Origin of the sequence: Nocardia mexicana NBRC 108244 (genome assembly GCF_001613165.1) — a bacterium.
Taxonomy (GTDB): domain Bacteria; phylum Actinomycetota; class Actinomycetes; order Mycobacteriales; family Mycobacteriaceae; genus Nocardia; species Nocardia mexicana.
Genome location: NZ_BDBV01000006.1, coordinates 51,290 through 64,205 on the forward strand (window position 1 = coordinate 51,290; position 12,916 = coordinate 64,205).

14 protein-coding genes are annotated in these 12,916 nt (G+C 69.4%); 4 read left to right on the plus strand and 10 right to left on the minus strand.

What is annotated here, in order from left to right:
- Nucleotides 1–130 precede the first annotated feature (130 nt).
- Nucleotides 131–505 carry a LapA family protein gene (locus NM1_RS02975; protein ID WP_068013588.1) on the plus strand — a complete coding sequence of 125 codons (375 nt, stop codon included), beginning with the start codon at nt 131–133 and terminating at the stop codon, nt 503–505.
- On the opposite strand, the gene NM1_RS02980 is transcribed toward NM1_RS02975, so the two are convergent.
- The 5 genes from NM1_RS02980 to rpsB all read right to left on the minus strand — a co-directional run bounded on the left by NM1_RS02980 (nt 502) and on the right by rpsB (nt 4,960).
- A complete protein-coding gene (locus NM1_RS02980; RefSeq protein WP_084519108.1) occupies nt 502–1,422 on the minus strand; it encodes a phosphatidate cytidylyltransferase in 921 nt (306 codons plus the stop codon). The genes NM1_RS02975 and NM1_RS02980 overlap by 4 nt on opposite strands.
- 59 nt (nt 1,423–1,481) lie before the next feature.
- The gene (gene frr / locus NM1_RS02985; RefSeq protein ID WP_068013905.1) at nt 1,482–2,039 is read right to left on the minus strand and encodes a ribosome recycling factor; all 558 of its coding nucleotides are present in this window, start codon (nt 2,037–2,039) and stop codon (nt 1,482–1,484) included.
- Between the two features lie 41 nt (nt 2,040–2,080).
- Nucleotides 2,081–2,809 carry a UMP kinase gene (gene pyrH, locus NM1_RS02990; protein WP_068013590.1) on the minus strand — a complete coding sequence of 243 codons (729 nt, stop codon included), beginning with the start codon at nt 2,807–2,809 and terminating at the stop codon, nt 2,081–2,083.
- 272 nt (nt 2,810–3,081) lie between these two features.
- Complete coding sequence (gene tsf, locus NM1_RS02995) at nt 3,082–3,906, minus strand: translation elongation factor Ts (protein ID WP_068013593.1); 825 nt, start codon at nt 3,904–3,906, stop codon at nt 3,082–3,084.
- Between the two features lie 178 nt (nt 3,907–4,084).
- Nucleotides 4,085–4,960 carry a 30S ribosomal protein S2 gene (rpsB, locus tag NM1_RS03000; protein ID WP_068013595.1) on the minus strand — a complete coding sequence of 292 codons (876 nt, stop codon included), beginning with the start codon at nt 4,958–4,960 and terminating at the stop codon, nt 4,085–4,087.
- Between the two features lie 632 nt (nt 4,961–5,592).
- Between rpsB and NM1_RS03005 the strand changes: the two genes are divergently transcribed.
- Entirely contained in the window at nt 5,593–6,075 is a 483-nt protein-coding gene (locus NM1_RS03005) for a murein hydrolase activator EnvC family protein (protein ID WP_084519129.1), read from the plus strand.
- A gap of 406 nt (nt 6,076–6,481) precedes the next feature.
- Here NM1_RS03005 and NM1_RS03010 read toward each other — a convergent pair whose 3' ends face one another.
- Nucleotides 6,482–7,243, minus strand: coding sequence for a siderophore-interacting protein (locus NM1_RS03010; RefSeq protein ID WP_068013908.1), 762 nt, complete (start codon nt 7,241–7,243; stop codon nt 6,482–6,484).
- Between the two features lie 134 nt (nt 7,244–7,377).
- On the opposite strand from NM1_RS03010, the gene NM1_RS03015 reads away from it, so the two are divergent.
- Nucleotides 7,378–7,893, plus strand: a complete 516-nt coding sequence (locus tag NM1_RS03015; protein ID WP_068013599.1) for a DUF1990 domain-containing protein — start codon at nt 7,378–7,380, stop codon at nt 7,891–7,893.
- Between the two features lie 35 nt (nt 7,894–7,928).
- Here NM1_RS03015 and NM1_RS03020 read toward each other — a convergent pair whose 3' ends face one another.
- Nucleotides 7,929–8,852 (minus strand): tyrosine recombinase XerC, encoded by a 924-nt coding sequence (locus NM1_RS03020; RefSeq protein ID WP_174556829.1) that lies wholly within the window; start codon nt 8,850–8,852, stop codon nt 7,929–7,931.
- Between the two features lie 228 nt (nt 8,853–9,080).
- Between NM1_RS03020 and NM1_RS03025 the strand changes: the two genes are divergently transcribed.
- On the plus strand, nt 9,081–9,446 hold the full coding sequence (locus NM1_RS03025) for a DUF4267 domain-containing protein (protein WP_068013602.1): 366 nt from the start codon (nt 9,081–9,083) through the stop codon (nt 9,444–9,446).
- Between the two features lie 44 nt (nt 9,447–9,490).
- Here NM1_RS03025 and dprA read toward each other — a convergent pair whose 3' ends face one another.
- The 3 genes from dprA to NM1_RS03040 form a co-directional block, all read right to left on the minus strand.
- Nucleotides 9,491–10,684 carry a DNA-processing protein DprA gene (gene dprA, locus NM1_RS03030; protein WP_084519130.1) on the minus strand — a complete coding sequence of 398 codons (1,194 nt, stop codon included), beginning with the start codon at nt 10,682–10,684 and terminating at the stop codon, nt 9,491–9,493.
- Between the two features lie 337 nt (nt 10,685–11,021).
- Nucleotides 11,022–12,530, minus strand: a complete 1,509-nt coding sequence (locus tag NM1_RS03035) for a YifB family Mg chelatase-like AAA ATPase (protein ID WP_068013604.1) — start codon at nt 12,528–12,530, stop codon at nt 11,022–11,024.
- Nucleotides 12,530–12,886, minus strand: coding sequence for a YraN family protein (locus tag NM1_RS03040; RefSeq protein WP_068013606.1), 357 nt, complete (start codon nt 12,884–12,886; stop codon nt 12,530–12,532). Before NM1_RS03040 ends, NM1_RS03035 begins: the two co-directional genes overlap by 1 nt.
- Between the last annotated feature and the right edge of the window lie 30 nt (nt 12,887–12,916).

Here is a 12,916-nt window from a genome sequence, read left to right on the forward strand (position 1 = left end):
CTGAGCTATTGCGAGGCGACGATCAGTAGCTCTCCGATAACGCATTTCCCCCGGCGGCGACGGCGAAACGCACCGCGCGAACCCGCAGAATATGCGTGCATTACCCATAGCCATCGGCAATGATCGAGATATGACCAGCGACGCAGCCCCGACCTCAGGCCCGGATCCGCACGCCGACACACCCGCAAAGCCGCAGACCCCGCAGTCCCCGAAGACACCCCCGGCCACGCGCCCCACCACCACACCGGCACCGCGCAAGCGATCGCTCAAGACCCGCACCGGCTATACCTGGGTCGCCCTCGTCGCCGCGGCGGTGCTGGGTATCGTCCTGCTGATCTTCATCATCCAGAACCAGGACCAGGCTCAGGTCAACCTGTTCTTCTGGGAGTTCTCGCTGCCGCTCGGGATCACCATCCTGCTCTCGGTGATCGCCGGGGCACTGGTGATGGGGCTGGTCGGGGGCTGGCGCATCCTGCAGTTGCGCCGCGCGGCCAAACGAAACTAGAGCAGCGTGGTGAACACCAGCCACGACACGAACGCCGACGGCAGCATCGAGTCCAACCGGTCCATGATGCCGCCGTGGCCGGGCAGCAGCGTGCCCATATCCTTGATGCCCAGCTCGCGCTTGACCTGCGATTCGACCAGATCGCCACCGGTGGCCACCAGCACCACCGCGATGCCCGCGAGCACGCCGATCATCGAATTCGCCTGCAGCAGCAGCGTCACGGTGAGCAGGCCGCCGATGATGCAGAACACCAGCGAACCGACGAACCCTTCCCACGACTTCTTCGGGCTGATCGCGGGAACCATCGTATGCCTGCCGAACAGCACGCCCGCCACGTAGCCACCGACATCCGAGCAGACCACCAGGATCATGAAGGTCAGCACCCGCAGGTTGCCGTCCTCCTGCAGCAGCTGCAGCACCGCGAACGCGGCCAGCAGCGGCACCCACGCCAGGACGAACAGGGTGATCGCGGTGTCGCGCAGGAAGTTTCGCGGCGTGGCCGCCAGGCCGTGATCGAACAGCCGCCACCCCATGCACACCAGCGCGGTCCCGGCGAACGCCCCCGTCACGCCGTCGGCGCCGAACGGCCAGGCCAGCCACAGGATCGCCTGCCCGCCCAGGATCAGCGGGATGCGCGGCACCAGCACATCGGCCTCGCGCAGCCGCTTGGCCACCTCCCAGGTGGCGACCGCGATGGCCGCGGCGGCGACGCCGACGAGCACCTTCGGGACGAACAGCAGGATCGCGATGAGCGACAGCCCCAGTGCGAAGCCGACACCCAGCGCGGCCGGTAAGTTCCGACCGGCACGCGAGGACTTGCCGTCCGGCTGCGCCGACGGTACTCCCTTTGCCGGTGTCACACCGGTCGCGTCGCTCGCCGGCGTCGCATCGCCGGCGGCGGCTTCTTCGGCCACCATTGTCCCGTCGCTCACTTGTCGTCCGCTCCGTCCGGCCCGGCGGGGAAACGCCCGAGGGCCTAGACCTCGAGCAGTTCCGATTCCTTGTGCTTGACCAGTTCGTCGATCTGGCCCACGTACCTGTGGGTCACCTTGTCCAGTTCCTTCTCCGCGCGGCCGACCTCGTCCTCGCCGGCCTCGCCGTCCTTCTGAATGCGCCCCAGCTCGTCCATCGCCTTGCGGCGCACGTTGCGGATGGCGATCTTGGCGTCCTCGCCCTTGCCCTTGGCCTGCTTGACCAGCTCGCGGCGCCGCTCCTCGGTGAGCTGCGGGACCACGACGCGGATGATGTGGCCGTCGTTGGTGGGGTTCACGCCCAGGTCCGAGTTGCGGATCGCGGTCTCGATCGCCTGTAGCTGAGCCTGCTCGTACGGCTTGATGACGACCATGCGCGGCTCGGGCACCGTGATGCCCGACATCTGGGTGATCGGTGTCGGCGCCCCGTAGTAGTCGACGACAACCCTGTTGAACATGCTCGGATTCGCGCGTCCGGTCCGGATGGCCCCGAGATCGTCCTTCGCCACCGAGACAGCCTTTTCCATCTTCTCCTCGGCGTCGAAGAGCGCTTCTTCAATCACGACCGTTTCCTCCACAGCGTTCGTCGAATGTCGGTTCCGGTTCAGGACTGCACCAGGGTGCCGACCTTCTCACCTGCCACCGCGCGGGCGATATTGCCCTTCACCAGTAAATTGAACACCAGAATCGGCATCTGGTTGTCCATACACAGGCTGAACGAGGTGGCGTCGGCGACCTTCAGCCCGCGTTCGAGCACTTCCTTGTGCGTGATTTCGGAGAACAGGGTGGCGTCGGGGTCCACGCGCGGATCGTCGGTGTACACCCCGTCCACCGCCTTCGCCATCAGGACCACCTCGGCACCGATCTCCAGGGCCCGCTGGGCGGCGGTGGTGTCGGTGGAGAAGTACGGCATGCCCATACCGGCGCCGAAGATCACCACCCGGCCCTTCTCCAGGTGCCGCTTGGCGCGCAGCGGCAGGTAGGGCTCGGCGACCTGGCCCATCGTTATCGCCGTCTGCACCCGGGTGTCCACGCCCTGCTTCTGCAGGAAGTCCTGCAGCGCAAGGCTGTTCATCACGGTGCCGAGCATGCCCATGTAATCCGAGCGGGCGCGCTCCATGCCGCGCTCCTCCAGCTCCGCGCCGCGGAAGAAGTTCCCGCCGCCGATGACCACCGCCACCTGCACGCCGGAGCCCACCACCTCGGCGATCTGCTCGGCAACCGTCTGCACCACATCCGGGTCCAATCCGACATTGCCGCCGCCGAACATCTCCCCACCCAGCTTGAGGAGCACTCGGCGATAACCCTTGCGGGCCGGTTCCGGGTCCGACATCGGTCTCCTTCTGCTCGGCAGACTGGTACACACGCGCGAAAAGACCATCCGGTGTCGGGAGGAACACGGGACGGTGACAAAAGCTCTGTCCATCCTGCCCTACGACCCCATCTAAACGTGAACCGACCCACGAATTCGTGACCGAGCGGCGCACTTCGGACATCGTCGCTCCGGCGCCGCCCGCCGGAACGCGCGCAGTGCCGCCACAGCAAGAGCCCCCGCACGGTCGAACCTGTTGTGCGGGGGCTCTTTTCGCTGAGCGGATCGACCGATCAGGCCTGGCCGACCTCGAACCGGGCGAAGCGGCTGACGGTGACGCCCGCATCGTCCAGCAGCTGCTTGACGGTCTTCTTGGAGTCGGTGACCGACGGCTGCTCCAGCAGCACGACGTCCTTGTAGAAGCCGTTGAGACGGCCCTCGACGATCTTCGGCAGGGCGCCCTCCGGCTTGCCCTCCTCGCGAGCGGTCGCCTCGGCGATGCCGCGCTCCTTCTCGACGAGCTCGGCCGGGACCTCGTCGCGGGTGACGTAGCGCGCCTTCAGCGCGGCCACCTGCATGGCGGCGGCACGCGCGGCCTCGGCTGCGGCGTCGCCCTCGCCCTGGTACTCCACCAGCACGCCGACGGCCGGCGGCAGGTCCGAGGAACGCTTGTGCAGGTAGGTCGCGACCGGGCCCTCGAAGGACACGACGCGGCGCAGCTCCAGCTTCTCGCCGATCTTCGCGGCCAGCTCCTGCACGACCTGGTCGGCGGTCTTGCCGTTGACGTCGAGGGCCTTCAGCGCGTCCAGGTCGGCCGGGCGGGCCTTGGCGGCGGCCTCGGCGATATCCCCGGCGACGTTCTGGAACTCGTCGTTCTTGGCGACGAAGTCGGTCTCGGAGTTGATCTCGAACATGACGCCGTTCGACGCGGCGACCAGGCCCTCGGCCGTGGCGCGCTCGGCACGCTTGCCGACGTCCTTGGCGCCCTTGATGCGCAGGACCTCGACGGCCTTCTCGAAGTCGCCGTCGGTCTCCTCGAGCGCCTTCTTGCAGTCCATCATGCCGGAGCCGGTGAGCTCGCGGAGCCGCTTGACGTCAGCGGCGGTGTAGTTCGCCATCCTGGCGAGCCTCCTTGGAGTTAGGTGTGAGTCCGCTTAGCAACACCATGCCGACCGCTTCCGAACAGGAAGGGCCGGCACGGTGAACAACAACTGGCGACGCGGTAGAAGCGTCCGGGCCGAAAACGGCAGCGTGCGGAACCAGCTGTGGCTCGCCGCTGCCGTAGTCGGACATCGATCAGAAGTCGGCCGGGGTCTTGGTGGCCGGGTCTTCCTTCAGCTCGGCCTCGGCCGCGGTCTCGACGGGAGCCTCGGCGGCGGAGGCCTCTTCGGTGCTCGGGTTCGCCTGAGCCAGCAGCTCCTGCTCCCACTCGGCGAGCGGCTCACCGGCGCCGGCCTCCGGCTTGGCGTCGCCACCGGCACGCGCGGCGCGGGCCTGCACGCCCTCGGCGACGGCGGAAGCCACGACCTTGGTCAGCAGCGCGGCCGAACGGATCGCGTCGTCGTTGCCCGGGATCGGGTAGTCGACCAGGTCGGGATCGCAGTTGGTGTCCAGGATCGCGATGACCGGGATGTTCAGCTTGCGGGCCTCGCCGACGGCGATGTGCTCCTTGTTGGTGTCCACGACCCAGATGGCCGACGGCACCTTGGCCATATCGCGGATACCGCCGAGGGTGCGCTCCAGCTTGTTCTTCTCACGCGTCAGCATGAGGATTTCCTTCTTGGTGCGACCCTCGAAGCCACCGGTCTGCTCCATCGCCTCGAGCTCCTTCAGGCGCTGCAGGCGCTTGTGGACGGTCGAGAAGTTGGTGAGCATGCCGCCCAGCCAGCGCTGGTTCACATACGGCATGCCGACGCGGGTGGCCTCGGAAGCGATCGACTCCTGGGCCTGCTTCTTGGTGCCGACGAAGAGGACGGTGCCACCGTGGGCGACGGTCTCCTTGACGAACTCGTAGGCCTTGTCGATGTAGGTCAGCGTCTGCTGCAGGTCGATGATGTAGATGCCGTTGCGGTCGGTGAAGATGAACCGCTTCATCTTCGGGTTCCAACGGCGGGTCTGATGCCCGAAGTGTGCGCCGCTGTCCAGCAGCTGCTTCATGGTTACGACAGCCATAGCTCTCGTATCTCTCTTTCGTTTGCCGGTTGATGCAGGGATCGGCGATCCCCGCCCTGGCGCCCGAGGCCGCCGGACCCGGGGTTTCGAGAACACTCGGGACCAGCCGACGACCATGCAATGCAGGCGCGCGAAGTCGGCCCACACGTGGTGAACCGCCTGGCCAGTCTACGCCGCCGCCCTGTCCGGACCTAATCGGTGGTCAGGCGCCCACCTCTGTGCGCAGTACAAACGCGGCGGCAGACAGTGCCCGGGCGCCCTCCGACGAGCGGCAGGACGATGCGCCCGGTCCCGGCTGCCCGACACCTGCGGGATTATGCCGCCCTGGCCATGACTACCCGGCGGGGACAGACACCAAGTCCGGTCACGACTACCGGTGCGCCGCGAGGAGATGCGGGTAGGCCCCGTTCACGGCTTCCCGGCCAGCGGCGGGTTCGTGGGCCCACAGCAGCCGATTCGTGCGGCCGACCTGCGCGGCAGCGCCTGCTTTTCGGACAGCCTGTATCGCCCCCGAACGGCCGCGGCGGGCGGACGCACTCTGTTCACAATCGCGCCGGTTGTCCACACTCGCCGACGATGGGCTTCCGACGCGTTGCGCTGTGCGACAAGCTTTTTGGATGTGCCGGGTACTCATGTTCGTAATCGCGTGGTTGCTGCTGCCGACGGTGTCTGCGCCCGAGGCCGGTGCGGCGCCGGGCGGTCGTTTCGATTGGCCGCTGCAGCCGCGGCCTCCGGTGCTGCGCCGGTTCGACAAACCGCCGCAGGACTGGCTGCCCGGGCATCGCGGGGTGGACCTGGGCGGCACGGCCGGGCAAGCGGTACTCGCGGCCGGTGACGGCGTGGTCGTCTTCGCGGGTGAGGTGGCAGGCAAGCCGGTCGTCTCACTCGACCACGCGGGCGGGCTGCGCACCACCCACGAACCGGTGCGCGCCTCGGTCACGGTGGGGCGCAAGGTAATTCGAGGCGAACCCATCGGCACACTGGAGACCGGCCACGCAGGCTGCACCACCCCGTGCCTGCACTGGGGAGCCCGCCGCGGACGGGACTACCTCGACCCGCTCGGCCTGATCCGCGCCACCCCACTACGCCTCAAACCCGTAATCCCGGCGCGATGAATATCCTTGCGCCGGTGCCGTCTCTGCGGGCAATCACCTCCGGCACCGCGCGCGATCCGCCCCATTCACCACCAGATACTCACAGCTCGCGCGACGAATGCGGCGCCCTCCCGCACGGCCACCCGCTTCACCAACGACATCGGCCGCTCGCGCGGTGAGCCCTGCACGCCTGCCGTCATGCTCGCAAGCGGCGCTTTCCTCGCTGACTGCGGCCCATCGACCCACTGGCCGGTCCATCCCGCGATGCCTCGAGCAGTGCTAACGTCCGGCGGAGACGGCACCCTCGCGTTCGGCCAGCTCACGCCTCCACTCCCGGAACGTCACCTCGGTGCGGTCCACGGCGCCGGTAGCCTGGGGCCAAGGCGCAGGCACGCGGGCACGACGCCGGGCGACCTACCAGCCGGTCTCAACGTGCGGCCGGGACGGCGCCCTCGCGTTCGGCCAGCTCGCGCTTCCATTCCCGGAAGGTTTCCTCGGTGCGGCCGCGGCGCCAGTAGCCGGAGATCGAGGCTCGGTCGGCGGGGACGGCGCGCTCCTTGCGGATGTAGGGGCGCAGGTTGTGCATGACCGCCTGGGCCTCGCCGTGGATGAACACGTGCACCTGCCCGTCGCGCCACGGTTCGGCGAGCACGGCCGCGACCAGGGCTTCGCCCGGTTCGGCGTCGCCGCGGTAGACCCAGGTCAGGGCGACTCCGGACGGGCGGTCGAAGTCGAGTTCGTCTGCGGGACCCGCGATTTCGACGAACGCGCGGCCTACCGCGTCGGCCGGGAGCGCGGCGCAGGCGGTCGCGATGGCGGGCAGCGCGGCCTCGTCACCGGCCAGCAGATGCCAGTCGGCGTCCGGGCTCGGCGAGTACGCGCCGCCGGGGCCGAACAGGTCGATCGCGTCGCCCGCCTGTGCGGCCGCGGCCCAGGGTCCGGCGACGCCCTCGTCGCCGTGGTAGACGAAGTCGATGGCGATCTCCTCGGCCTCGGAGTCGACCGACCGCACCGTGTAGGTGCGCATGGTGTCGCCGTCCGGGCCGGGGAACAGCAGTTTGACGTAGGAGTCGGTGTAGTCGCTGGGTTCGAAGCTGGTGAAGCCCGGGCCACCGAGATAGACGCGGATCAGATGGTCGTTCAGGCGCTCGGTGCGGCGGACCACGAAGCTGTGACGGGTGCGAGCCAAAGAAAACACCTCCATAATTAGGGTTACCTAACCGACGGTAGCATGAACTATCGGTGATAGCTCGCGATACATCCACGCGTGTGCGTCACCTCGTGCACCTTCCACACGGCCGCGGTGTCGAGCAGGATGGCCCCATGTCCACCCCGTCCGGCACTCCCGCCTTCACCTATGCCGAAACCGGCGCGACGAACGGTGAATTCCCGCCCGGCTACCACCATTTCCGGCTACGCCGCCGCATCGGATCCGGCCGGGCGATATTCGACTCGGCGGGAACGCAGATCCTGGCGTACCGCATGCAGCACGGCACCGGCATCTTCCATTCGGCGAGCACACCCTCGGCCGAACCGGAGACGGAGCTGACCGTCCGCCTCGGCCCCGGCCCGTTCGGCATCACGGCCCCGTGTCGCGTCGTCTACGTGCTCGACGAGCCGAACCGCCGCGGCTTCGCCTACGGCACCCTTCCCGGCCACCCGGAGATCGGCGAGGAACTCTTCGCCGTCGAATACGACCCGGCCGACGACTCCGTCTACGGTGTCGTGGCATCCTTCTCCCGTCCCGCCGCCTGGTACACCCGCCTCGGCGGCCCGGTCGTCCGCGCGGTCCAGCGCTACATCGCCGGAAAGTACATCGACGCCATCCGCCCGCGCTGACACCCACCCTCCGGGGAACGCGTCGACACGACAGCTCAGGCGCGCGGGTGGGCCTGGTCGTGGACCTTCTTCAGCCGTTCGATGGAGACGTGGGTGTAGAGCTGTGTGGTGGCCATGCTGGCGTGGCCTAGCAATTCCTGCACGATGCGCAGGTCGGCGCCGCCCTCCAGGAGATGGGTGGCGGCGGTGTGGCGCAGGCCGTGCGGACCCATGTCCGGCGCGCCGGGTATCGCCGAAACCACCTCGTGCACAACGGTTCTGGCCTGGCGCTGGTCGAGGCGTCTGCCGCGGCGGCCGAGCAGTAGCGCGCGGCCGGAATCGGCGGTCGCGAAGGACGGGCGCCCGGAACGCAACCAATCCTCCAGCGCCCGGTCGGCGGGGACCCCGAACGGCACCGAGCGCTCCTTGTTGCCCTTGCCGAGCACCCGCACCAGCCGACGCTCCCGATCGACGTCGTCGATGTCCAGTCCGCACAGCTCGCTGACGCGAATTCCGGTCGCATACAGCATCTCGACTATCAACCGATCCCGCAGCGCCATCGGTTCATGCTGTGCCGCACCGGATTCCGCGGCCTGCATGGCAGTGGTCGCCTGCTCCCGGCCCAGCACCGCGGGCAGCACCCGGTGCGCCCTGGGCGACCCGAGCCGGGGACCGGGATCGGCGGCGAGCCTGCCGGTGTGGGTCAGCCACGCGGTGAACGTGCGCGCCGCCGACGCCCGCCTGGACATGGTCGTCCGCGCCGCGCCGCCGCTCGCCTGTGCGGCCAACCACGACCGCAACAGCGGCAGATCCACCTCCGCCACACCGGAATCCGACGACCGGTCCAGCAGGTGCCGCAGCAGGGACCGCGCGTCCCCGAGATAGGCCCGCACCGTATGTGCCGACCGATTGCGCCCGAGCCGCAGATGCCGCCCGTACTCCACGAGCAGCGCATCCAAATCCTCGGGCAGTTCCTCCACCCCACTACAGTCGCCCGACAGCGAGACCACCGGCAAGTCGCCGCGCCGAACCCATCCCTCCCCCCTGTCGACATCGCCCGGGGACGCGAGCGGTCCCCTGTGACGGTTCTGACGCTCGCATCCTCGGCACGACTTGATCGACACATCAATTCTAGCAATGCTAGACAATCTTGCGGCGCTTCTGTTAGCGTCGGTTCAGTTCCTAGCACTGATAGAAAGAAGTCGGCAATGCTCACCACCATCGCCTACGGGCTGGCCATCGTCCTCAATCTGCTGATCCTCGTTGTCGGGATCCGCTTCCTGGTCGCCCCGTGGGCCGCGGCGGCCCGATACGGCGTGCGGGCCGAGCAGGACCGGGCCTACCTCACGATCAAGGGCATTCGCGACGGCACCTTCGGCCTCGTCGGCCTGGCCCTGCTGGCCTTCGCCGGCGCACCGGCAGCGGCGTTGTACATGCTGGTCGTCGCCGTGGCGCCGTTCGGCGACACCGTCGTCGTCCTGCGCAACGGCGGCACGAAAGCCGTGGCGTTCGGCATCCACTTCGCGACCGCGGTGGCGTACGTCCTCAGCGCCGTACTGCTCTTCGCGCTCTGAGCGCGCGCCACAGCCTCCGGAGCAACACCGCACGAACTCTTCGGTCATATGCCACTGACACCTCGGTTCTCCGGGCCCTGAAACCTTCGGTACCAGCCACTTTCGTCGCGACCGACCAACCCGGCGAGTTCGAGTGCGGGCAGGCCCGCGCGCACGGCGGGGAGTGGCAGGCCGGATTGGCGGACGAGTTCGTGTGGGGTGCGCGAGCCCACCGTGGGCAACGCCGCATAGATCGCCGCCAGGTCCTCGTCGAGGGCATCGGCCGGGTCGGCGACGGTGCCGCCCGGTAGCGACAGCCGCAACGGTCCGATCTCGTCGACGACTTCCTCCGCCCGGCCGACCAGCAGCGCCTCGCCGTCCCGGATCATGCGATGGCAGCCTGCGGAGGACGCGGCGGTAATCGGACCGGGCACGGCCAACGCCGGGCGGCCCAGGCGGCGAGCCCACTTCACGGTGTTGCGGGCCCCGCTGCGCAGGCCCGCCTCCATCACGAGCACACCGTCGGCCAGCGCCGCGATGAGCCGGTTCCGAGCCAGGAAGTGGTGTTTGTGCGCCGTGGTGCCGGGCGGATACTCGCTGACCACCGCGCCGACCTCGGCGATCTCGGCGAGCAGTCGCTCGTGCTGGGCGGGATAGGGCCGGTCGACCCCGCAGGCCAACACGGCAACCGTGGCGCCGCCCACCGCCAGCGCCGCGCGGTGCGCCGCCCCGTCGATGCCGAAGGCGGCTCCCGAGACGATCGTCCAGCCGCGACCGGCGAGTTCCCCGGCGATATCGGCGGTCGCATGGTCGCCGTAGCCGCTGCTGCAGCGCGCTCCGACCACGGCCACCGCCTGATCCGTGGAATGCAGCAGCGACAGTGGCCCGCGCGCCCAGAGCACCAGGGGCACCGCGGCTCCCGCGTCCCGCGCCGGATCGAGCTGACTCAGCCCGAGCATCCGCCAGGCAGGCCATTCCGGATCGTCCGGCGTCACCACGCGCCCGCCCAGCCGCGCGATCGACTCCAGATCTCGCTCGGCACGGTCGATCCCCCGCCGCGCCTCCGTGGGCCCGCGCAGTGATTCCGGCAGATCGCACTCCCATACCGCCCGCGCCGCCTCCACGACACCCACCTGCTCGATCAGCGCCGACAGCGCCGCGCACGGACCGCCCACCACCCGCGACAGATACACCCACGCCAGCCGCCGCTCGTCGGCGTCGAGCAGCGGTTCGCCGGCGCCGTGGAGAACATCCGGCATTTCGCCTGTGCCGCAGAGGACATCCGGCATTTCGCCACCGTCGAGATCGACCTCGCCAGCACTCATCCGTCTCCCCCGCCCACAACCGGCGACAGGCTCCCCGTGGCACCGCGCCCCGGGCGCCCGCCGAATCGACTACACGCGGCGAGGCCGATCGCATTCGATCTCTGCCGGGTGCGGGAGCACTCTCGGCGCGCGGCCTGATGATCGGTTACCGCAGCATTCTCGAAACGTGTGCGTGCGCACCCGAATGGCGCCGGTTGCGGCGACCAGGACGATTCGCTCTGTGCAGCGCAGAGTCGAGATGCCGACGCGATCGTCCCGTGCCGATTCCCGTTCACGACGCTCCCCGCTGCCGGAAGTTCAACGCCTGCAGGACATCCTGCGTGGTGGGCACGTCCCCGCCCCGCAAGTCGCATATGGTCCAGGCGACGCGGATCGCCCTGTCCGCGCCGCGCGCCGACATCCGCCCCTGCCGCAAGGCGTTCTCGACCGGAGTCAGTGACTCCCGGGGCAGCCGGAATCGCTGGCGCAGCACGTGTCCGGGGACCTCGGCGTTGGCGACCCAGCCGTGGCCGGACCAGCGCCGCGCGGCCGCCCGCCGGGCCACCTCGACGCGCCCCCGCACCACCTCACTGCTCTCGGCCTCCGACGAGGCGAAGGCGCCCGCGGCCTGGCCGTGCATCTGAACCCAGATGTCGATCCGATCCATCAGCGGCCCCGACAACTTGCCGAGGTAACGCCGCCGCGCCAGAGGCGCACAGATGCAGTCCACATCGCGAGCGGGCGCACAGGGACACGGGTTGGCGGCCAGGATGAGCTGGAAGCGTGCCGGGTACCGGGCCACGCCGTCGCGCCGGGCGATGCGAACCTCGCCCTCCTCCAACGGAGTTCGCAGGGCTTCCAGCACCTTGGCGCCGACCTCGGCGCATTCGTCGAGGAACAGCACACCGCGATGGGCCCGGCTGACCGCCCCCGGCCGGGCGGAGCCGGACCCGCCGCCGACCATCGAACTCACCGACGACGAATGATGCGGCGCGACGAACGGCGGGGCGGTGATCAGGGGGTGGTCGCCGGACAGCGTGCCCGCCACCGAATGGATCGCCGTCACCTCGAGCGACTCGGTCTCGCTCAGCGGTGGCAGCAGTGTCGGAAGGCGCTGTGCCAGCATGGTTTTCCCGATCCCGGGCGGCCCGGTGAGCAACAGGTGATGACCGCCGGCGGCCGCCACCTCCAGCGCCCAGCGCGCCTCGTCCTGACCCACCACCTCGTTGAGGTCGCCACCGGTGCGCTCGGGCGGCGGCAGTATCCCGTCCGGTTCGCGCAGGGCACCGTCACCACGCAACCAGTCGATGAGTTCCCGCAGCGTCGCCGCGCCGAGCACCGTGACCCCGTCCACCAGTCCGGCCTCGGCCAGCGTGCACTCCGGCACCACCACGGTCGACCGGCCCGCACCCCGCGCCGCCAGCACCGCGGGCAGGATGCCGCGCACTCGCCGCACCCGCCCGTCCAGCGCCAGCTCGCCCAGCAGCACGGCCCCGGCGAGCCGCGCCGACGGTATCGCGTCCCCCGCGTCCAGCACCGCCGCCGCGAGCGCCAGGTCGTAGACGCTGCCGATCTTCGGGAGCGTCGCGGGCGAGAGCGCCAGAATCACCCGGCCGTCGGGCCATTTCTCGCCGGAATTGGTCACCGCGGCCCGCACCCGGTCCCGGGATTCCTGCAGCGTGGTGTCCGGCCGCCCGACCAGGTGAACCGACGGCAGGCCCTGCCCGATATCGGCCTCGATCTCCACCAGCTGCCCGTCCACGCCGGTCACCGCGACCGAGTGGGCGCGGCCCAGCGCCATCAGAACACCGCCCGCAGGTGCTCGATGACCGGCTCGCTATCGCGGACCAGCAGCACCGACACCACATCGAAGCGCACCCGCAGCCACGGCCCCGCCTGCTCGTTGAGCCACAGCAGCGCCAGCCGCCGAATGCGCTGCTGTTTACGGAAAGTCACCGCCTCCGCGGGAACCCCGAACCCCAGCCCGGAGCGGGTCTTCACCTCGACGAACGCGGTCACCTCCGCATCGCGAGCGATCAGATCCAGCTCGCCGTAGCGGCAGCGCCAGTTCCGTTCGACGATCTCCATCCCGGCCTCGCGCAGGAACTGCGCGGCCAGCTCTTCCCCTTGCGCCCCCAGCGCCAGATTATGTGCCACCCGCCCACGATGACCGAAACCCGAAGCGCC